At 53.2% G+C, this 22300-nt stretch carries 17 protein-coding genes; 7 read left to right on the top strand and 10 right to left on the bottom strand.

Annotation, left to right across the window (positions count from 1 at the left end):
- Positions 1-32: 32 nt before the first annotated feature.
- Positions 33-1778, top strand: a complete 1746-nt coding sequence (locus tag DS878_RS07615; RefSeq protein ID WP_113815347.1) for a hypothetical protein — start codon at positions 33-35, stop codon at positions 1776-1778.
- A gap of 330 nt (positions 1779-2108) precedes the next feature.
- On the opposite strand, the gene DS878_RS07620 is transcribed toward DS878_RS07615, so the two are convergent.
- The 3 genes from DS878_RS07620 to DS878_RS07630 form a co-directional block, all read right to left on the bottom strand.
- Positions 2109-2579 (bottom strand): flavodoxin family protein, encoded by a 471-nt coding sequence (locus DS878_RS07620; protein WP_113815348.1) that lies wholly within the window; start codon positions 2577-2579, stop codon positions 2109-2111.
- A gap of 20 nt (positions 2580-2599) precedes the next feature.
- Positions 2600-3649: a recombinase RecA gene (recA, locus tag DS878_RS07625; RefSeq protein ID WP_113815464.1), complete on the bottom strand. Its 1050-nt coding sequence runs from the start codon at positions 3647-3649 to the stop codon at positions 2600-2602.
- 177 nt (positions 3650-3826) lie between these two features.
- Positions 3827-4327, bottom strand: coding sequence for a nicotinamide-nucleotide amidohydrolase family protein (locus DS878_RS07630; RefSeq protein ID WP_113815349.1), 501 nt, complete (start codon positions 4325-4327; stop codon positions 3827-3829).
- Between the two features lie 82 nt (positions 4328-4409).
- On the opposite strand from DS878_RS07630, the gene mutS reads away from it, so the two are divergent.
- Both mutS and fdxA read left to right on the top strand, forming a co-directional pair.
- The gene (gene mutS / locus DS878_RS07635; RefSeq protein WP_113815350.1) at positions 4410-7034 is read left to right on the top strand and encodes a DNA mismatch repair protein MutS; all 2625 of its coding nucleotides are present in this window, start codon (positions 4410-4412) and stop codon (positions 7032-7034) included.
- A gap of 147 nt (positions 7035-7181) precedes the next feature.
- Entirely contained in the window at positions 7182-7505 is a 324-nt protein-coding gene (gene fdxA, locus DS878_RS07640; protein ID WP_012138502.1) for a ferredoxin FdxA, read from the top strand.
- Positions 7506-7596: 91 nt separating this feature from the next.
- Here the strand turns inward: fdxA and DS878_RS07645 are convergent, their stop codons facing one another.
- The 4 genes from DS878_RS07645 to DS878_RS07655 form a co-directional block, all read right to left on the bottom strand.
- Positions 7597-8229: a LysE family translocator gene (locus DS878_RS07645; protein WP_261977676.1), complete on the bottom strand. Its 633-nt coding sequence runs from the start codon at positions 8227-8229 to the stop codon at positions 7597-7599.
- A 17-nt stretch (positions 8230-8246) separates the two neighbouring features.
- Positions 8247-8375: a hypothetical protein gene (locus tag DS878_RS15630; protein ID WP_261977677.1), complete on the bottom strand. Its 129-nt coding sequence runs from the start codon at positions 8373-8375 to the stop codon at positions 8247-8249.
- A gap of 62 nt (positions 8376-8437) precedes the next feature.
- Entirely contained in the window at positions 8438-9814 is a 1377-nt protein-coding gene (locus DS878_RS07650; RefSeq protein WP_113815351.1) for a solute carrier family 23 protein, read from the bottom strand.
- A 95-nt stretch (positions 9815-9909) separates the two neighbouring features.
- Positions 9910-11538 carry an acyl-CoA synthetase gene (locus DS878_RS07655; protein ID WP_113815352.1) on the bottom strand — a complete coding sequence of 543 codons (1629 nt, stop codon included), beginning with the start codon at positions 11536-11538 and terminating at the stop codon, positions 9910-9912.
- A 178-nt stretch (positions 11539-11716) separates the two neighbouring features.
- Here DS878_RS07655 and DS878_RS07660 point away from each other — a divergent pair, with 178 nt between their 5' ends.
- Positions 11717-13195, top strand: a complete 1479-nt coding sequence (locus DS878_RS07660) for an ATP-binding protein (RefSeq protein WP_113815353.1) — start codon at positions 11717-11719, stop codon at positions 13193-13195.
- A complete protein-coding gene (locus tag DS878_RS07665) occupies positions 13188-13841 on the top strand; it encodes a response regulator transcription factor (protein WP_113815354.1) in 654 nt (217 codons plus the stop codon). Before DS878_RS07660 ends, DS878_RS07665 begins: the two co-directional genes overlap by 8 nt.
- A 20-nt stretch (positions 13842-13861) precedes the next feature.
- On the opposite strand, the gene DS878_RS07670 is transcribed toward DS878_RS07665, so the two are convergent.
- Positions 13862-15277, bottom strand: a complete 1416-nt coding sequence (locus DS878_RS07670) for a PLP-dependent aminotransferase family protein (protein ID WP_113815355.1) — start codon at positions 15275-15277, stop codon at positions 13862-13864.
- Between the two features lie 238 nt (positions 15278-15515).
- Between DS878_RS07670 and DS878_RS07675 the strand changes: the two genes are divergently transcribed.
- Both DS878_RS07675 and DS878_RS07680 read left to right on the top strand, forming a co-directional pair.
- Positions 15516-16322, top strand: a complete 807-nt coding sequence (locus DS878_RS07675; RefSeq protein ID WP_113815356.1) for a PhzF family phenazine biosynthesis protein — start codon at positions 15516-15518, stop codon at positions 16320-16322.
- Between the two features lie 43 nt (positions 16323-16365).
- Positions 16366-17559: an NAD(P)/FAD-dependent oxidoreductase gene (locus DS878_RS07680; RefSeq protein ID WP_113815357.1), complete on the top strand. Its 1194-nt coding sequence runs from the start codon at positions 16366-16368 to the stop codon at positions 17557-17559.
- Positions 17560-17626: 67 nt separating this feature from the next.
- Here DS878_RS07680 and DS878_RS07685 read toward each other — a convergent pair whose 3' ends face one another.
- Positions 17627-19390, bottom strand: coding sequence for an EAL domain-containing response regulator (locus DS878_RS07685; protein ID WP_113815358.1), 1764 nt, complete (start codon positions 19388-19390; stop codon positions 17627-17629).
- 7 nt (positions 19391-19397) lie between these two features.
- Entirely contained in the window at positions 19398-22262 is a 2865-nt protein-coding gene (locus DS878_RS07690) for a response regulator (protein ID WP_113815359.1), read from the bottom strand.
- Positions 22263-22300 lie beyond the last annotated feature (38 nt).

Here is a 22300-nt window from a genome sequence, read left to right on the forward strand (position 1 = left end):
TAAACTTTGAGAGAAACCTTAGGAGAATGTTCATGGCCTCAGGGAAAGTCTTTATTCATCAGTCAGTTGTGCCAAGATTTCTGCGTCTAAAAGAAAAATTAGATGGGCATATTCCGATCATGAACATTTGGAGTAATGACAAGCCTTCCGGAATAGCTTCTCTACATAAACCCTCGTTGTATCCAGAGCTTAACGTTCCTGCTGACCGATCTGAAAACGGCGATTGGGGCTCCGTTGCCAGAGGTATCGAGCATCTTTTATCGTCCTTGAACGGGGTCCCCGAAGTCCGGACAAGCGGGCACACAGAAGAAGATCAAGGAATTGCTCAAGATATTAATTCTGAGCTCCAACACATTTCTTGGGCGAAGGCTGAATTGAAGCCTAAGCCTCGCTGGACTGAAGAAGCTGCCAGTCGACTCCTAGCAGGGATTCTTAATCCTCCCGATGGAAGCCTTTCGAGTCTGCGTACCTTCCGTCTGATTCAGCTCCAGCGCCTCGCACTTGATGAACACCCTGGCGCGGGGGCGGCCCTTGCGGAGTCAATGCGCGTTCTGCCCGATGAGACTAAAGTGGCAAAGGATATCTTTGACCGGGTTTTAAACGAGGAGTTGCAGACGGCAGCGGGTAAAGCAAGGGCAGCTTCAATGCTAATAAGGGCTCTTGGCTTTGACAGGAATTACTTCTACCTCAGGCAAAGCAAACATATTAAGGGCATCTGGGACGACAGAAGTCTTACATACTTTTCAGAACTTGAGGAACTGCGCAAAAAATTTGAGTCACTGCGACCACTGCCAGGCAGTTGGTTAAAATTTCAACTTCCCTTTGCCTTGCCAGTTCTTGAGGGAATCTATCAATGTGAAGGATCAATTGCATTAGTTACACACGAGCGAGTCATCAATCCGAGGGCGGGCTGGGAGCCATCGGAGGGAATGCGGATCGAGACTATGATGAATCCCTCAGGCCTGTATGCACAGAGTTCTGTGGAGTTATGGCTCCCAGGTGAACTACAGATCAAATCAGAGATGCCTCCAAGCGACACCAGTTATAAGAATATTTACTCATATCCGGAAGCCATTAGAAAAGCTGCTTTGGGCTTAAATCGAATTATCCTCGGATTGAGGCTTGATACGGGACGAAGCGATATTCCAGAGGTAATACCTGGTGATTTGAATCAAGTAGCTTTTAAGCAATTCAACGTGTCAGGAAAGGTCACGACCAGTGTCCCTAGCGCAAATTTTGAACAAGTACGTGTCAACACCGGTTCGCCTCGTATTGAAAATGAATTAAGCACGACATCAAATGTTCTGAAGCCTCTGAGCTTCCCTCAGGAGCTTTTAGAAAGTGCCAAATTTCATATATCCGCATACAACATCCGACGCGCAGTGCTCGACTTCAGCGGTGCTTTTGAAGCCTTTATATCCCAAAATGTTACTCCTCAACTACTCGAAATTGGGGAGAATACTCGCACTCAATTTCTTAATCGATACGGTGACAAATTATCTAAAGCTGCTTTGGAGGAGATTTCTGCGATTCAAATGTCTGACGACGACGACCCAAAAAGATTCCCCTCAATATTCAAGCAGCTTCGGAAATATGAAAAATCAAAGCTGGAGCCGTCAATTGCAAAGAGATATCTCCGCCTGATCTATCCCGTGATGGAATATAGAAATGATGCCGCACACGGTCGCCCAATCGAAACGAACGTTTTAGATGATCTGGTTGTTGCTACCGAAGCTCTAGACTGTTTGATGATGGAGTGGAGAGATCACGGTGCTTAAACCTCTAGGAGGTTAATCCGGTTATATCAATTTTCCACAGAGGGCTTTAGAGCGGCTTTTGACTTACATCGGTGCACTGGAGGTTCCTGGCCCAGGCATTAAATCAGCGCTATCGAGGCCATCCTTAATAACGCATCTCGACGCGCTGAAAGGTCCAATTTCCAATGAGCGGGCACCTTTACGGATGCCTTGCCAATGTTCGCTTATGTTTAAAAGAAAACATTCTGGGCAGCCAAAACCACCAATATCAAGAGCCTGCTCAGGGTAGCCATTGTCATATGAGAAGCCGGGCATTTTAGCTTGGGCTTAGTTTTTCCTCGACGGATCATCTCAGATAACGCCCACGTCCAGGCTGGCCGCCATCGATAATCCAAGCTTCTCACATTGGTCAACAAACTCCTCCTGGAATTCCCCGCGATAGATTAGAGGCTCTTGAACCAGGCGCCATTTTAAACCGGTAGTAATGCTCTCTATTGCTCTGCGAGTACCCGTGCCATCGTGACCAGCCCGGATGTAATAGGCAAACGGCAGGCCCTGGGTTTTCTCCAGGCAGGGATAGTAGCTGCGATCAAAGAAGTCTTTGAGAGCGCCGCTCATATAACCGAGGTTTTCAGTGGTGCCAAGGATAATGGCGTCACAGGCAAGAACATCATCCGGGCCAGCATCCAATGGTGCCAACACGGTTACTTCAACGTTTTCAATATCTTCGTGGCCTGCACCCTGCGCAACGGCATTGCGCAGGGTGAGAGTGTTCGGGGAAGGCGCATGGGCGACGATAAGCAGTTTCTTTTTTGGCTCCACAACGCACCTCCCGGACTCACTTAGAGCAGTTCACCATCCGCGTCTGCCAGCACTTCAGCTTCGGCGTCTTTCTTGGAAACCGGCTTGGGCATCAGCCTGTCACGTACCTTGGCTTCGATTTCCCTGGCGATATCCAGATTCTCTTCCAGAAACTTACAGGCATTCGCTTTACCCTGGCCAATTTTATCGCCGTTGTAGGCGTACCAGGCACCGGATTTATCCACAAAGCCTTCTTTAACGCCCATATCGAGCACTTCTGCCATGTGATAAATGCCCTTGCCGTAAAGAATCTGGAACTCTGCCTGACGGAAAGGCGGAGCTACTTTGTTCTTGACGACTTTAACGCGGGTTTCATTACCAACAACCTCATCACCCTCTTTAACCGCACCGATGCGGCGGATATCAAGGCGTACCGACGAATAGAATTTCAGGGCGTTACCACCTGTGGTTGTTTCAGGCGAACCAAACATCACGCCAATTTTCATACGGATCTGGTTGATAAACACCATCAGGCAGTTGGCGTGTTTCACATTGCCCGTAAGCTTACGCAAAGCCTGCGACATAAGGCGAGCCTGCAAACCAACGTGGCTATCACCCATTTCACCTTCAATTTCCGCTTTCGGCGTCAGCGCCGCAACGGAGTCAACAATAATGACGTCTACCGCATTGGAGCGCACGAGCATATCTGCAATCTCCAGTGCCTGCTCCCCTGTGTCCGGCTGGGAAACCAGCAGGTCGTCCACATTAACACCCAGCTTTTCAGCATAGATGGGGTCCAGAGCATGTTCCGCATCTATAAAGGCACAGGTCTTGCCCGCTTTTTGCGCTTCAGCAATAACCTGAAGAGTCAGGGTTGTTTTACCGGAACTTTCTGGCCCGTAGATTTCGACAATACGGCCGTAAGGCAGACCGCCTATACCCAAAGCAACATCCAGCCCCAGAGAGCCAGTGGAGACCGCAGGTATTGCTTCGCGGGGCTGGTCGCCCATTTTCATTACTGCGCCCTTACCAAACTGGCGCTCAATCTGACCCAGTGCAGCGCTCAATGCTTTTTTGCGGTTGTCTTCCATCAGTGCAAACCCTCTGTTGCCTTGGCCGCCAGCGATATGGAACAAGCCGGCGGAGAGATAATGAAGCGGAACCTGCACAGTGGTTACAGCAGAATTCCTGTATATTTGAACAGTATTAAAACACACCCGGAGGAAGAGACCAACCCCTGTTATTATGAAAGGCTACCGGGAAAACAATCAGGCTTTTTCCAGATACCCGATAACTCCTTTCAGGGCAAAGAGAACCGCCTGGCGACGCACCTGATCACGATCACCACTGAAATGCTGCACGACCGCTTCCGTGCTCTCTACACTGGAGCCCCAGGCAAGCCAGACGGTACCGACCGGCTTTTCTTCGCTGCCACCACCTGGCCCTGCCACACCACTGATAGCCACGGCGACACTGGCCCCGGTTGTCGCCAGTGCACCTGCAACCATCTCCCGCACAACCGGTTCGCTGACAGCTCCGTGGGCATCCAGAGTGCTTCCGGCCACACCCAGCAGCTTCTGTTTTGCCTCATTGCTGTAGGTCACCAGACCGCCCACAACGTAGGCAGACGATCCCGCCTTGTCGGTCATTACCTTGGCAACCCAGCCTCCGGTGCAACTTTCAGCTGTAATCAGGGTAAGATTCCCGGCTAGGAGCTTTTCACCCAACAGGCTTCCAGCTTGTTCGAGTTCGTGATCACTGGCTGGCATAATGCTCTCCTTCATTTCATCAAGGGCGTTATTTTCTTACAATCCTTGGCTTCACCCAAAGCAAGATTATCCGGATTTGTCCATGTCAGCAGCTCAGAACGATTTTTCCAAGCACACTCCCATGATGCAGCAATACCTCAGGATCAAGGGTCAGCACCCGGATGAACTGGTTTTCTACCGCATGGGTGACTTTTACGAACTGTTCTATGATGACGCAAAAAAAGCTGCTGAACTGATGGACATAACCCTCACCGCAAGAGGTCAGTCCGGAGGTAACCCGATTCCCATGGCGGGTATCCCTTTTCATGCATCAGAAGGGTACATTGCACGGCTGGTCAGAGCGGGTCAATCCATCGCCATCTGCGAACAGATCGGTGACCCCGCAACCAGTAAGGGGCCAGTTGAGCGTCAGGTGGTGCGAATAGTCACCCCCGGCACACTCAGCGATGACGCTTACCTGGAAGACCGCCGCGACAATCTGCTCGCCGCTATTTTCCACCACCGCCAGCAGTTCGGCTTTGCATCCCTCGATATTTCCAGCGGGCGTTTTGCGGTTTCCGAACTGGAAGACCTTGAGGCCTTGCAGGGAGAGCTGCAGCGTTTACGCCCGGCAGAGATCCTGATCAGTGAAGATTTTCCGTTTGAGGAAATCCTGGATGGCTTTACCGGTGTTCGGCGCCAGGGGCCCTGGCTGTTTGAATCCGACACTGCCCGCCGGGTCATTACCCAGCAATTGCAGGTTCGCGATCTGACAGGTTTTGGCTGCGAAGACCTCACCCTGGCCATTTGTGCCGCCGGCTGCCTGTTGCAGTATGCCAAAGAAACCCAACGCACTGCCCTGCCCCATATCCGTAAACTGACCCGTGAACGCCGGGATGAAGCGGTGATTCTTGATGCCACCAGCCGCCGGAACCTGGAAATCGACATAAATCTTATGGGCGGACACCAGCACACGCTGGCCTGGGTAATGGACAAAACCGCAACTTCCATGGGCGGGCGGGAGTTAAGACGCTGGCTGAATCGACCACTGCGGGACGTGGCCGTAGTGCAGCAGCGCCAGCAAGCGGTATCTGCTCTGCTTGATGGCTTCCACTACGAACCGGTACACGACCTTCTGAAGACAGTGGGCGATATTGAGCGGGTGCTGGCCCGTGTGGCATTGCGTTCAGCCCGCCCAAGAGACCTGGCCCGCCTGCGTGACGCGTTTCTGGCCCTGCCAGATCTTCAGGAAGCTCTGAAGCCGGTCAATTCCGATCACATCAAGGTTCTGGCCAGGGTGATTGGCGAGTACCCCGGGCTGGCAGATACACTGGAGCGCGCAATTATCGACAACCCCCCTGTGGTAATTCGGGAAGGCGGAGTTATCCGTGAGGGTTTTGATGAAGAGCTGGACGAACTGCGCAACATCAGTGAAAACGCCGGCCAGTATTTGCTGGACGTGGAAACCCGGGAGCGCGAGCGTACCGGAATCAGCACCCTGAAAGTAGGCTATAACCGGGTGCACGGCTACTACATTGAGATCAGCCGGGCCCAGTCTGCCCAGGCACCAGCGGATTACATTCGTCGCCAGACGCTGAAAAACGCAGAGCGCTTCATAACGCCAGAACTGAAAGTTTTTGAAGACAAAGCCCTGAGTGCCAAAAGCCGGGCTCTGGCCAGAGAAAAAGCACTGTACGACGAAGTGCTTGAAACCGTCGCAGAGCAACTTGCGCCATTGCAGGATGCCGCTCAGGCGTTAGCAGAGCTGGACGTGATCAGCAACTTTGCAGAACGGGCAACCACCCTGCGCTTCGTAGCCCCTGAATTCCGTGATGCTCCAGGGTTTGAGATTGAAGATGGCCGGCACCCTGTTGTCGAGCAGCTTCTTGACGAACCTTTCGTACCCAATAACCTGCTTATGGATACCCAACGCCGGATGCTGGTTATTACCGGCCCCAACATGGGCGGTAAATCCACCTATATGCGGCAGGCAGCCCTGATTGCATTGCTCGCATACACCGGGAGCTTCGTGCCGGCTAACCGCGCCGTGCTGGGTCCGGTAGACCGTATCTTTACTCGCATGGGGTCCTCCGATGACATTGCCGGTGGGCGATCTACTTTCATGGTAGAAATGACAGAGACCGCAAACATTCTGCACAACGCCACAGAGCTGAGCCTGGTTCTTATGGACGAAGTTGGCCGTGGCACCAGTACATTTGACGGCCTGTCCCTCGCCTGGGCTACTGCAGAGCACCTGGCAAAAGAAATTCGCTGCTATACCCTGTTTGCCACCCACTATTTTGAACTCACGCAACTGGCAGACGACATGGAGCACGCGGTTAACGTGCACCTGACCGCAACCGAGCATGACGACAGCATTGTTTTCCTGCATAACGTACACGAAGGCCCGGCCAGCCAGAGCTACGGCCTGCAGGTAGCCAAGCTGGCCGGCGTGCCCCAAAGCGTTATAGGCAATGCCAAAGCACAGCTGAAACTACTTGAAGGCAGTGCAGCACCAGCACCAGCAACAGCCAGGCCTGCGCCAGTGGCGGAACCTGAGCAAAAAACATCCAGAATACCCAGCCAGGCTACCTATCAGGGCGATATGTTTGCCTGTCCTGACCCCAGCGTTGTGGAGGAAGCACTGAAAAGTGTCGACCTGGACGCCCTGTCTCCCAGAGCGGCAATGAACATGCTTTATGAATTGAAGGAATTGCTGAAAAACTGACAGAAAGTTGATCTGGGTAATAAGGTTATAGCAGCCAAACGCTTGCGGCTGCGCGGGCCGCTCCCTACAATATCGCCCATCAAAACAGAACGATGGAGCTGACAGCAAGCTCCGGATGAGATTGACCACTGGACCAGGGATCTGATTATGGCGTTTATCGTTACCGATAACTGCATCAAGTGCAAATACACAGACTGCGTGGAAGTGTGCCCGGTAGACTGCTTCTACGAAGGCCCGAATTTTCTTGTAATCGACCCGGACGAGTGTATCGACTGTGCGTTGTGCGAGCCTGAATGCCCGGCTGAAGCGATTTTCTCAGAAGATGAACTGCCTGCCGATCAGGTTCAGTTTGTGGAAATCAACGCCGATCTGGCGGGGAAATGGCCCAACATTACCGAGAAGAAAGATCCTCTCCCGGAAGCCGAAGAGTGGGATGGCAAACCCAACAAGCTTCAGTATCTGGAGAAGTAATTCTGGTGCACGGTAATACGAACGCCTGAAGATGAAAAAAAGGGAAGCCATTACCGGCTTCCCTTTTTTATCAGTTTTTTGAAGCTCGCAGTCAATTACCCGCCAGCCTGGCTCCCATGGCAATAAAGAAACCTCCGGTCAGCCCATTGAGCAGTCGCCTGGCGCGGACGCCGATGCCCACCTCCCGAAAACGCACAACCATCCACGCCAATCCGCACTGCCAGCACATAGCCAGCAGAAAATGTACGCCAGCCAGCATCAGAGACTGCTGGAAAGCATTTCCCGCCGGGTCCACGAACTGCGGTAATAGCGCCATATAGAACAGAGCAGTTTTCGGATTAAGAACATTGGATAGCAGGCCTTCACGAAAAGACATCGCCATAGGGACGGCCTGGCGCGCAACCAACGGAGCTTCCGCGCCGGAAGCAGACTTGTGTTTTACAGCCTGCCTCAGCGAACCCAGGCCAAGCCAGATCAGATAACAGGCCCCTGCCCACTTCAAAGCAGAGAATGCCCAGGCAGTTTCAAGCAATAAAAGAGAGATACCCAGTGCAGAAAGAGTCGCGTGAAAAAAAAGTCCGCTGCAAATGCCAGCGCTGGTCACGCAGCCATCCCGGAAACCCCCTCGACCCGCATTGCGCATAACCAGCAGCGTATCGACACCCGGGGTGACAGTCAGCAAACTTATGGCAATCAGATAAGCCCAGAACAACTCAGAAAACAAACAGACCTCCACACCCCTTAATACAGGCGACGCACTAAAGCCTCAACATAACCGTCTTCCCGGGACACGTCTATAACCGGAGCGACCCGGACAGCCAGCTTCTTGTCCACGACAACACATTGAGCAGGCAAAAAAAGGGGAGGCATTCCGCCTCCCAAAGACACACAGAGTGTGGACTGCCTCCGGAGCAAGCCCGGAGGCAACCAATTTACTGTTTGCCGGTCTCATCTGCCCCTGGAGCTTCAGGGTCCGCAGTAAAACCAAGCAACTTCGTGCGCTCAATCAACAAATAGAGAACCGCACCAGTGGCCAGCCCCCAGCCAGCGCCATAGACGGCCAGCACAACGCCCATGGTGCCGGCTATTCCACGCTCGGTGTTATTTTCCAGCTGTTCCAGGCCGACCATCAGACAAATGTATCCGGTAAGCAAAAGAGTCAGAGAAAGCGCGATGGGCAGCACCGGCTGGAAAAAGCTCACCAGAGGCAGAACAAACAGAGCGATAAAGCCCGTAATCCAGAATGTACCGCCGCCGCTGTAAATAGAGTCCATAGCGTTGCGACCGTATTTGTAACGCTCGGCCATAGTAGCTGTTACTGCGGTCCAGATCGGGCCTGCCAGGCCAGGATACGGAGCAAAGAAGGCATGCCCACCGTTCCGGATTGCAGTAACCAGGTGCACGCGGTCGATGCTGTTATCAATGTCTTCGTCTTTACGAAGATGATCAACACGGTTCATCAGGGACTGGCCCACCACGATATCCCCGAAAGCAATAACGTAGGCAATTACCGCTGTAGGAATGGCATAAAGAAATACTTCAGCGTCCGGGAAGCCAACAGAAAACGGAAGATAGTTCCACAGCTCGTCGAAAGCAGGCTTGGTAATACCCCACTGGATATCTGGTACGTCATATTCACCGGTAGCAAAGCCCACCAGAATCGCCACAATCATGCCTGGCACCATGCCGTAGTTCGCGACCTTGCGGGCTATGGAGTTGCTCTCGACAAACCCTTTGAAGGACACAGAGAACATCAGGTACAGGCAAACCAGACCACCAACAATCAAGGAGATCGGCGTGTTGGCCAAGCGACCGCCGGCCTCAATCTCGCCCATGAGCGCTGCAATACCAGCACCGATAATAATACCGCCTTTCATGGAACGGGGTATCACGTCTACCAGCTTGCTTCCGAGGCGCGTAATTCCGAGCACCAGGAAAATCACAAACACCAGAAACTGCAGTGCAAACAACGCCTGTATTGCTTCGGGACCCGGCTCATAATCACTCAGGAACAACAACACAACAGGAATACCCGGTGTTATCCAGCCCGGAACCAGAGGCACGCCCAACAGCGCAGGCAGCATAAAGCCAATACCGCAGATCACAACGTAGGCCAGTGCCACGTCGTAGGGCACACCAAGGTAAGTTTCCAGCAGAGGGATCATGGCGAGGCTCACCACGAACATGATCAGGGCCTGCACCATTTCCGCAAATTCCCAACGGTAATGGACAAAAGGAAGTCGAAGCTTGAACGGCCCTGCAGGCCAGAATGGCTGCTCTTCCCCATTCTTACGATGAAACATTTGCATAATAGTATCTCCTGCCCTCGCCCGACGGCGAATGCTAACTGTGTTGTTTTTGTGAGAATTACGGCAGCACCGGGGACGGTGCTGCCGTCAGTCGATCAATCCAGTGCTTTGGCCTGATCTCTTAGTACGAACTTCTGGATTTTACCCGTGGAGGTTTTGGGTAATTCCGAGAAAATAATGGTCTTGGGGACTTTGAAGCGAGCCAGATGTTCACGGCAGAAGGCTATAATTTCTTCTTCGCTGACGTCGCCGGCTTCAGGCTTCAGTGTTACAAAGGCACAGGGTGTTTCGCCCCACTTTTCGTCCGGACGAGCCACTACAGCTGCTTCAAGAATGGAAGGGTGGCTGTAAAGGGTATCCTCAACTTCGATGGTGGAAATGTTCTCGCCACCGGAGATGATAATGTCCTTAAGGCGATCCTTGATTTCCATGTAACCGTCCTCGTGCCACACAGCCAGGTCGCCTGTGTGGAACCAGCCACCACGAAATGCCTCTTCGGTGGCTTTCGGGTTTTTCAGGTACCCCTTCATAACGGTATTACCGCGCAGGAAGATTTCTCCGATGGTTTTACCATCTTTGGGAACCGGCGCCATAGTATTCGGATCACCAACCATTGTTCCGGCAAGGGTATGGTAACGCACACCCTGACGAGCCTTGATTCGTGCGCGCCCATCCAGAGGTAGTTCGTCCCACTTGGATTTCCAGGCGCATACCGTTACCGGGCCATAAACTTCCGTCAGGCCGTATACGTGAGTCACCTTGATGCCCATCTCTTCAACAGCACCAATCACCTGGGCAGGAGGTGCGGCACCAGCAATCATGGAGCGGACTTCGTGATCAATGCCAGCCTTGGATTCCGGCGGTACATTCAGCAATGCGTTCAGAACAATAGGCGCGCCGCACATGTGGGTCACCTGGTGCTCCTTGATCAACCGGAGAATTTTTTCCGGATCGACACGACGCAGGCAAACATGGGTACCCGCCATGGCTGTAATCGTCCAGGGGAAGCACCAACCGTTGCAATGGAACATGGGTAATGTCCACAGATACACCGGGTGCATGCCCATAGACCATACCGCCTGGTTACCCAGCGAGTTGATATAGGCACCACGGTGGTGATACACCACACCCTTGGGGTTGCCGGTGGTTCCGGAAGTGTAGTTCAGTGAAATGGCATCCCATTCATTCTCAGGGAAGCTCCACTCAAACTGCGGGTCCCCCTCCTTCAGGAAGGCTTCATAGTCCAGATCACTTACCTGAACGCCCTCACCATATTCGGGATCGTCAACATCGACAACCAGTGGTTTGTCTTCCAAGCGGCTGACAGCATCACGGATCACCTCGCCAAATTCCCGGTCGGCGATCACGACTTTGGCTTCGCCGTGCTCAAGCATGAACGCAATGGCTTCCGCATCCAGGCGCACATTCAGCGTATTCAGCACGGCGCCAATCATGGGCACACCAAAATGGCATTCGACCATTGCCGGAATATTGGGCAACATGGCAGCGACTGTATCGCCCCGGCCAATACCACGCCCTTTCAGGGCAGAAGCCAGCCGCCGGGAGCGGTCATAGGTCTCTGACCAGTTGTAACGGATAGCACCATGAATAATGGATGGGTAATCCGGATATACGCTGGCAGTACGTTCAATAAAATCAATGGGGGAATTGACAGCGTAATTGGCATCAACGGGCGAAAGGCCCTGATCAAAAATCGAGGTCATTGAGTGGTACCCTCTCTGTGAGCCTGTTGTTTTTGTAGCGTATTCAGAAAAATCGCTTGAGCCGCTATACTTTTATCTGGCGGAAATGCTACTGAACAGAAACAATTATAGGAATTACACTAACGTATTATAGTGTATTTACCATATCCAATTTCATTCTAATGGTCCTGTCCCTCCTATGGGTTTTAGCTTGTCAGACTTAGATCCGCAACCTGGCCTGGTACTGGATGGCAACGCAGGTTTTTTACGGGGCAACCAGGCCGCCGAAAAGTTGCGGCGGGAAAACAGCCTGCCCGATCCGCTGGATCTTCTCCCGCCAAATGCACCGGCCCTTGCCAAGGCTGCACTGGAGCAGTCCCGGGCAATCGAGAACGTGGAAGCACGGATCAACAGCACCATACTCATGTGGACGTTTGTTCCCTGCCCTGACACCGGCGAAGTACTGGCCCGCGGCAGAGATGCTACTGAAGATGTCAGGACTCACGAGCAAGCCATTCGATCGAACCGCCTTTATCGATTAATCACAGAGAACACCACTGACCTTATTTCACGTCACGCTCCTGACGGGCGCTTTATCGATGCAACCGCAGCGTCCTGGCGTCTGCTCGGCTATTGGCCCGAGGAGCTCCGGGGCAAACCGCTCGAAGACATTTTTCACAGCGACAGCACGACCCGGCAACTGCGAGAAAGCCATATCCCCCTCAGAGACAACGGCTACGCCACTATGACTCTGGGCATAACTCACCGTGATGGCAGCAAACGCTGGTTTGAGATAGCAAGTCGCGCCATAAGGGAAACCTATACAGGTGCGGTTGTTGAAGTAGTCAGCGTATCGAGGGACATCACCGCGAGGGTGGAGTCGGAAGAAAACAGCCGCAAGCTGGCCGATGAACTTGCCCGTACAGCCCGGTTAGCTGCTCTTGGTGAACTGGCCTCAAGCATCGCCCACGAAATGAACCAGCCACTGGCGACTATCGTAAACTTCGCCAGTGCCAGTCAGCGCTACCTGCAAAGCGCCGCCACAAATCCTGAACATCTTGAGCGGGTCAGCGATGGTCTGAAAAAAACCATCCATCACGCCAATCGCGCGTCCGAAGTCATCAAACGATTACGCGGCTTTCTCCGCAAAGGCCGGCAGCGCACAGAAACAGTCTCACTGAACCAGACCCTCACCAATGTCGCCCGCCTGTGCCACTGGGAAGCAGATAAAAACGATGTGGACATTATCTGCACACCCTCAGCGTATGACCTGACCATAACCGCAGACCCGGTGTTACTGGAGCAGGTGCTGATCAACCTGATCCGTAATGGTATTGAAGCAAACGTGGAGGCCCGTGACACGCAGACAAGCAGTGCACGCTCCCGCCTGACAATTTCGACCTCCACATCTCATGAGGCCGAAACGCTGATCGAAGTTACGGATGAAGGCCCCGGCCTTGACGAGCAAGGCATCCGGCAAATGTTTCAGCCATTTTATACCAGCAAGCCTCATGGCCTTGGACTCGGCCTCTCCATGAGCCGCTCCATCATTGAAGGCTTCGGCGGTTTTCTGGATGCGCAGCCTGCCCCTGCAGGAGGCCTGAAACTGATATGCAGATTCCCGAAAACACCGGCAAATAAACGCACAACAAGCACGGAGATTTCACCCCATGAGTGACCAACCCGGCCCGGATACGACCACTGTTTATGTTGTTGACGACGACGCAGGCATGCTGGAATCAACCCAATGGCTGCTGGAATCGGTCGGTTTAAACGTGCTGGCATACAGCGACGGCCGCAAGTTTCTTGATGCTCTGGAGGATAAACGCGGTGGTTGCGTGATTCTGGATATCCGGATGCCGGGCGTCGGCGGGCTTAACGTGCAGGAAGAACTTCAGAAACGGGGAATTGAACTGCCGATTATTTTCGTGTCAGGCCATGCGGATGTTCCCATAGTGGTGCGGGCATTCAAATCCGGCGCCTTTGATTTCATCGAGAAACCGTTCAACGAGCAACTGCTTCTGGACAGTGTCCAGCAGGCACTGGAGGCACATCAGCAGTCCAGCAATCTGCAACTGGGAGACGAACGGACAGGCGCACTTATTATGACGCTGACACGCCGGGAACGGGATGTTTTTCTGCCCATGGCTCAAGGTTATACCAGCCGGGAAATTGCTGACCAGCTGGGAGTCAGTGTCAAGACCGTAGACCTGTACAGAGCCCGGGTAATGAAGCGTCTGGGCGCGGAGCGGTTGCCCGACCTTACAGGCATTGCGATTACCGCCGGGCTGATTGATCCACTCTATCTTCGCCCTGAATCCTGATCAGCCACCGCTCTGCGTCTTTAAACGCTCTGAGCCTGTTCTTCATGCGCCAGAGCGCCAAGCCTGGCAATTGCCTGCTCGATTCGCTCGCTCCAGGGGTTGGCACCATTCAGCCGAAGGCAGGACTCAAACTTGTCTGAAATCGAAAACATCAGGCCCGGCGCCACGTTGATATGTTCCGCCCGGGCGCGATGATAAACCCGGGTACCGGAACACCCCTCGGGCAATTGCACCCAGAGAACAAAGCCGCCCTGGGGGCGGCTCACGGCCGTACCCAAAGGAAATGAACGCGCCACAGCAGCCCTCATACGCTCTGTAGCATCCCGGTAATGCTGTCGCGCAGACCGCAAATACCGATCATAACCGCCCTGCTCAAGAAAATGCGCAACCGCCAGCTGGGGAATGGAGGCTGTAGCCAGATTGGAAAAATACTTTTGCTGTCTGGCACTGCTCATATACCTCCCGGGCAGCATCCAGCCGAGCCTCAGCCCCGGGGAGATGGTTTTTGAAAAAGAATTGCAGTAGATAACATTGTCCGTACGATCAAAGGCCTTCGCCGGCCGTGGTCTTTCACCGGCGTAATAAAGATCACCGTAAATATCATCTTCAATCAGCGGAACCCCGGCAGCTGCAAGCATCGACACCAGCTGTTTCTTACGCTCATCAGACATTCGTGCACCCATGGGATTACTGTGGTTCGTTACCACAACACAGGCTTTCAGAGGCCACTGCTCCAGGGCGAGCTCCAGGCCTTCAAGACTAAGTCCGTCAGCGGGGTGAGTCGGGATTTCCAGTGCCCGCAATCCAACTACTTCCAGAGCCTGAAGAATGCCCGGGAATGACGGTGACTCAACCGCCACTATATCCCCAGGCTGAGTAACCGCACGCAAGCCCAGAATAATGGCCTCCTGGGCGCCGTTGGTAGCGAGTACATCGTCCAGAGTAACCGGAACGCCCACAGAGGCCATGCGCTGGGCAATCTGCCTGCGAAACGATTCCTTTCCGGGAAAAGCATAGTCCAGGGTCTCGAGGCCACGCCTCGCAGCCCAAAGCGTGCTTTGCTGAATCTGTCGCAACGGGAGGTAATCCGCATGGGGAATAGCGGTCGCCAGCGGCACCATACGTTTTTGCTCATCGGCGCACAGATCCAGCGCCATCTCACGGGCCGTAACCGGAACCGGACGGTTCCTGTGCCTTTGCATAACCGGCTCAGGGGCATCAACAGCGGGCAAACGCACGAAATAGCCGCTACGCTCCCGGGGCTGGAGATAACCACGGGCTTCAAGTGTCTGATGTGCCTGCAATATGGTTGAAATGCTGACACCAAACTGTTTACTCAAAACCCTGACACCCGGCAGACGATCTCCATCCCGGTAGACCTCATCCTTGATAAGTGCCTGAAGCCTGTCTGCTATCTGGTTGTATAAAACTCCCATTCCGCCTGCCTCGCCGAATCAAAAGACATTGCCCCTCTCCTTCTGGGCTTCCATCCCATCTATTGCACCAGACCGGTGTCAGGAGAATGCAGTACAGTTACTGGAAATAAATACCAGCACAGCTGAAAAAACCAAACTTCTGTACCGGTTCAAAAACAGATTATCTGAATCTGTTATGGGTGTCTGCACTGGGCCAGAATAACCAAACCCTAATAAGACGCAGCCAGGAGAACAGAGCATGAGCTACCCCATCTATCAGGTAGACGCCTTCACAAGCGAGATATTCAAAGGTAACCCGGCGGCCGTTATGCCGCTGGAGACATGGCTCCCGGACGCGACATTGCAAGCGCTGGCGGCTGAGAACAACGTGTCAGAAACCGCGTTTTTTGTGCGCGAAGCTGACGCCGGCAACCCGGACTTTCATATTCGCTGGTTCACTCCCGAGGTTGAAGTCCCACTGTGCGGGCATGCAACTCTGGCCAGCGCCTGGGTGATTTTCCACAAACTGCACTGGCCAGCGGAGCACATTCGTTTTCATTCACAAAGCGGCCCTCTCGGGGTTGGCAGAACCTCTGACGACTGGCTGGTTCTGGATTTCCCCAACCTTCGGTTTGAAGAGCAGAAGACACCGGAAATCATCAGTGAAGCTCTTGATGGCGCACCCAGAACGGCCTTCTACGTACCGGCTGACACCAATTACATGATTGTTCTGGAAAACGAGGCGGCCGTACTCGCTGCGCAGCCCGATATGCGAAAACTCATGCAACTGGGGAATCAGGGGCTGATTGTTACCGCCCCCGGAGAAACCGCGGACTTCGTGAGCCGTTACTTTGCCCCCGGCGCGGGAATTGATGAAGACCCGGTTACAGGCTCAATCCACAGTGTTCTGGTGCCCTATTGGGCAGAAAAACTCGGCAAAACCAGGCTCGATGCGCGGCAAGTCTCCACCCGGGGCGGCCTGCTGCGCTGCGAGTTGAAGGGCAATCGTGTCGCCATCGCGGGGCAGGCAGCTTTCTATATGGAGGGCGCCGTACATATGTCCTGAGACTGGTATACTGCCCGCCATATAAACCAACCGGCGGGCAGCAATGACGGCAAGTTCCAGCAACCAATACGATGTCATCATTATCGGTGCCGGTGCCGCAGGCCTTATGTGCGCAGCCACTGCCGGCTATCGCGGCCGCAAGGTGCTGGTGCTGGACCATGCCAACAAGCCTGGGAAAAAGATTCTCATGTCCGGCGGCGGGCGCTGCAACTTCACCAACCTGAACAGCTCGCCAGCCAATTTCCTATCGGACAACCCTCGCTTCTGCATCTCGGCCCTGAAACGCTATACCCCACAGCATTTTCTGGATCTTGTTGAACGCCACGGTATAGAACACGAAGAAAAAGCCCCCGGCCAGCTGTTCTGCAAAGACAGCGCAAAAGACATTCTCACTATGTTGCTGACCGAGTGCGACTGGGCAGGTGCTGAAATTCGCATGAAAACCAGCATAAAGGGCATTACCCGGAAAGCCGGGCACTACCGTGTGGACACTGGCTCAGGTTCCCTGACCAGTGAATCTCTGATCATTGCCTGCGGTGGGTTATCCATCCCGACCATGGGTGCCACAGGGCTTGGTTACGAGATTGCCCGCCAGTTCGGCCTTACAGTTCTGCCTACCCGGGCCGGGTTGGTGCCCTTCACGCTGCACCCTGAGCTGAAACAGCAACTGGCACCTCTAGCAGGCGTGAGTTGCCCGGTGGATGCCGCCTGCAACAATCAGCATTTTCGTGAACCCATGCTGGTTACACACCGAGGCCTGAGTGGGCCCTCGATGTTGCAGATCTCCAGCTTCTGGCAGCCTGGTGACCCGCTTACCATAAACCTGCTTCCGGAACGCAATGTCCGTGAAGACCTGACCGCCTTGCGCAAACAGAAGCCGCAATCAACCCTTGCCCAGTACCTCGCTCAGCATCTGCCCAAACGCTTTGCTCAGGCATTCAATGAGCTTTACGGCTGGCAAAGCCCCCTGCAAAGCTACCGGAACACTGATCTTGACCAGATTGCGGGCATGCTGAGCCAGTGGACGGTCAAACCGGCGGGAACAGAAGGCTATCGTACCGCCGAGGTCACGCTGGGTGGCGTAGATACCCGCCAGCTCTCATCGAAAACCATGGCAGCGCTGGATCAGCCGAACCTGTACTTCATCGGAGAGGTGGTGGATGTAACCGGGCATCTGGGCGGCCACAACTTTCAGTGGGCATGGGCCTCAGGTGTGGCGGCAGGAATGGAGGTTTGACGCTGGCGAGTCATGCGTATCCGGGTATGTTGTGGCACGCGCGCCAACCGAACACGTCTGTTGTTGATCAACCCAGATAATCAATCAGTCCCCTTGTCTCTAACGGCTTACTGAAATAGTAGCCCTGGATAACATCGCATCCATTTTGTTGCAGAAATTCCAGCTGAGTTTTGTCTTCCACACCTTCAGCAACCACCTGCTGATTAAGACTGTGGGCAAGAGTAATGATCGCCTGCACGATAGAGCGATCGTCATCTCCAGTCGAAATGCCTAACAAAAATGATCGATCAATTTTGAGTTCACTGATTGGAAAACGTTTCAGGTAGCCAAGAGAGGAATAACCCGTACCGAAGTCATCGACTGAAAAAGAGACCCCTAATTCAATAACCTCATCCATCAGATCTACGATCCGGTCAATATCCCCCATCAATGTGCTCTCGGTAATTTCCAGAACCAGGTTTTTGGGGTTCAATCCGCTTTGGTCGAGCGCCGATATGATCGAAGCTTTGAATCCGTCGTCTTCAAATTGCATCGCCGCCACATTGACCGACACCGTCAGGTCGTCATGGCCAAGTCCATGCAGTTGGCTCATTTGGGAACAGGCCTCCTTCAAAACCCAGTTCCCAATCGGAACGATCAGACCCGTGCTTTCAGCTACTGATATAAATTCGAATGGAGGCACCCTGCCTCTTTGCGGGTGGTTCCAACGAATCAGGCTCTCTACTCCAACGGTTCTTCCCGTCAAAGCATCGACTTTGGGTTGATATACGAGTTCGAATTCATTGTTCCTGAGCGCATTCTTGAGTTCAGCCTCCATATTGATGACCGTCAGTGCCTGGGCATTCATTTCTCCGGAATAGAAGAGGTATTTCCCGGACCCCTGCACTTTCGCATGCTCTCTCGCTGCACTGGCGTACTTAACCAGGGACTCCACGTCCTCGCCGTCATCCGGGTAGACTGACATGCCAATCCCTGCACTCAAGTAATATTCTCGACCGTTGAATTCGAGCGGTTTCTCAACTTCTTCAATAATCCGCTTACAAATCATCGAAGTCCTGTCCAGCTGCGACACACCAGACAGAACAACGGAGAATTCCTCGCCCGAAATCCTTGCCACATTTTCCTGGATCCCTCGCCCCAGACCATGACCATGACTTACGAGGTCACTGGTACGGACTACCTTTTGCAGCCTCAGGGCCACATCTTGCAACATAGAGTCGCCGGCAGACATGCCCAGTGTCCCGTAGATCTTCCTGAAGCGGTCTAAACCTATATCCAGCAAAACCAATTGGGTGCCCGTTCGTTTGGCGTTTTCCATGGACCAGAACAGACGATCCAGAAACAGGTTACGGTTTGGCAAGCCTGTAAGACTGTCATAATAAGCAAGCTGATCCCGATAGGCTTTTGCAGATAAGGTATTGCGCACCCGAAGCCCCAGTTCACTGGGGTCAACCGGCTTGGAAAGAAAGTCAGTTGCGCCGAGTTCAAGAGCCTTGAGCTTGCTTGCTGCGTCGTCAGCACTGGTAAGAATAATGACCGGCAGGTGAGAGAACTTTTTGTGGTCTCGTACCTGTTCAAGAACCTGAAACCCATCTAATTCCGGCATATCGAGATCCAGCAACATGATATCGGGATTCGATGCCTCCATTTTCGACATCGCCTCGCTGGAATGCTCAACCACCACGAAATGTTGGTAGCCGGATTCTTCCAGCAGCGCCTGCACGATATCTAGCATGACGGGTTCGTCGTCTACCAACATGATCGTAGATTCCATTACCTCACCCAATCTCTGTTTTGCAAAGTTAAACGTCTCATCTGCCATGAAGCTCATGGCCGAATTATTCTTCGTCGATGTCAATGCGGGAACTCAAGGTTTTGATGGCCCCGATCGTATGCGCAATATCTTCTAATTCCACTTCTCGGCAATGATTGGCCAGATCTCTCGCCGGTTCGGTGAATGCATCGAACCCTACTGACCCACCCGAGGCTTTCAGCCATTGCGCGAACTTATGGATGTGCTCATAATCTTCTCTTTCCAACGCTGCATCGATCTGACCCAGCCAGTCGTTAAGTTGCTCAAGAAATCGATCAATGATCGGTCGGAGCCGCGGACTGGTCACCGGCAGTCGACACGATACCTTATCCGGAATGGCATAGTCTTTCTGTGTGTTCTGTGCTTTCGCTGATTGCGTTTGTCTGGTTTCGGTCCCGGGTGCCACCTCCATCTGCCCTACAAACGTACCAATCTGTTCAATGGTTGCCTCAAGCTTTTTATCATTGCGATCAACCGCGTACCGCTCCAAATCGCTTCCGGCCCGCATCAGTTGTTGAAACCCTACCGAGCCCGATGAGCCTTTCAACCAATGCCCGAGCTTCTTCAGGTGATCGTAATCCCTGTCCCGCCATGCGCTGCCAATCACTTCAACCTGTCCATGCATGCGCTCAATGAACTTTTCAACAATGCGACGGAACTGCTCTTTATGAACCGGCAGTGAAGAGTGAATCTTTTCTTCTTGTGCAGCATCTGCTACCCAGCTCACATTGTCCTGCAGCTTGTCGTCAATCATTTGCCCAGCATCTACCCGGCTACCAGTCAGGTAGTTGCCAAGCCGCTCCATTAACAGATCTATATCGACAGGCTTACTCAGATAGTCACTGTATCCAGCGGACAGGCACTGCTGCTGGACCCCACTCATGGCATCAGCCGTCAATGCAATCACAGGAAGGTGAGGATAACGTTCTCTCATAATCCCGGCCGCCGTTAAACCATCCATGACAGGCATCTGCACATCCATCAAGACCACGTCGACGGTTTGCTGCGCCAGAAAGTCCAGGGCCTGCTGACCATTCTCCGCGGTAAAGACTTGAACGCCCGCATCCGACATAACGACCTTGAGAAGATCACGGTTCTCTTCGCCATCATCAACGACCAGCGCTGTCGCTTCTGTAAACTTCCAACGCACAGCCGTGTCAGTTTGTTCGGCCCAATCCATCGACATGATCTCTTCCACCGACAGCAGGCCAACACTGCCGATGTTCCCGGCAGGAACCGTGACCTGGAATTCCGAGCCTTCTCCCTCTTTACTGACGATCCGTATATCCCCCCCCATTGCTTCAGCGAAACTCTTACTGATGGTTAGCCCCAGGCCTGTTCCGCCAAACCTGCGCGTGATAGAGCTGTCTGCCTGAGTGAAAGGATTGAACACCGCGAGGGCCTGCTGTTCGGTCATGCCGATCCCTGAATCACGAACCGAAATGTGCACCATGGAACCAGTTGCTGAAGACTCAAATCGCGAAGTAACAACAATACCGCCGCGATCTGTGAATTTAATAGCGTTGCCGACCAGGTTGGTGATGATCTGACGAAGTTTGGCGGCATCGGTTTCGATAGTTGCCGGTAAAGGGCCATCTGCCTGGTATTCAAGAGAAATCTGTTTCTCGTCCGCCTTAACCCGCATAATCTGGATCACTTCCTGAATGATCGTGTGTACAGGCGTCTGAACTTTTTCGATTTCAATGCGACCGGCTTCGACCTTGGAAAGGTCCAGGATATCGTTGATCAGTCCCAACAGGTGGTTTCCACTGGAGGATATGGTGTTCAGGTAACGAATACTGTCCTTGCTGTTACGATCGTACCCTCGTTTCAGAACCTCAGCGAAGCCAAGTATGGCGTTCATGGGCGTGCGGATCTCATGGCTCATGTTCGCCAAAAACTCACTCTTGAACCGATTCGCCTGTTCGGCCTCATCCCGGGAGAGCCTAAGCTCGATTTCCTTTTTCTCAAGCTCGGTAATATCATCAAAACTGATCAGCGCACCTGCCGGTTTGCCGCTACCGGTCAGCACGGGTGAGCAATTCAACATGAATGTTCGTGTCTCGTTTTCTCCGATGGCCAGCCGGACGACCTCTGCCGTCCGAACGACGGCATCGTCCAGTGTCCTGGTCCAGGGCGCTTGCTCTTTATCAAGCTTTTCATTTTCCTGATTCAGCCAACCGAACCGCGAAATCTGTAAGCCGATGAGTTTATCCGGGTTGACCGATGGAATGTTGGAGAACGCCTGGTTGGCGAGCACAATATTCTGCTTGGCATCAATCACCAGCAAGCCTTCCGCCATAGTGTCCAGTGCAGATCGCACCCGGTCTGGGATGGCCTGTGACGGGTCCAGTTGCTTGAGCATTTTGCCCATGTAGAGATAGTACAGAATAAACCCTGCAATAGAGAGAAACGCCATCAGCATCACGACCGGATGATAGATCCATCCGTACCACTGGTTTGGTAACAGTGGTTCAAATGAAAGCTCGACCTGCCCCCACTGTTGCTGCCCTTCATATATGGGCACGACAATCTGTCCGTCCCGCGAGGTATTTTCGCCGCTGTCTTGCCACAGACGTTGATGCTCGCCAATCACAGTCATAAGGCGTCCATCGGCATGCCGAACGGCTGCTGAAAGCAGATCCTCGTTCCGGTCAACGAGCACCTGAAGTATCGTGTCCATGCGCCGGATATCCGAGGTGGTTATAAAAATAGAACTATTAACCGCGACAGATTCCGCAAACAGAGCGCGGCCATCCCGGATAGCGGCATTCCGGTCAGGAACTAACCCCAACAATGCTGCGAATAAAACAAGGCTCACCAGCATGCTGGAAAGCCCCAGTGAGATCCGGAAGCGGGTGCTGACTTTTTTAAATATGTTTAGAGCCATAATACGTGGTTTAACCAACTTTAGGGTCGCAGCGCGAG

It is taken from the genome of Marinobacter sp. F3R11, from assembly GCF_003318275.1.
Taxonomy (GTDB): Bacteria; Pseudomonadota; Gammaproteobacteria; order Pseudomonadales; family Oleiphilaceae; genus Marinobacter.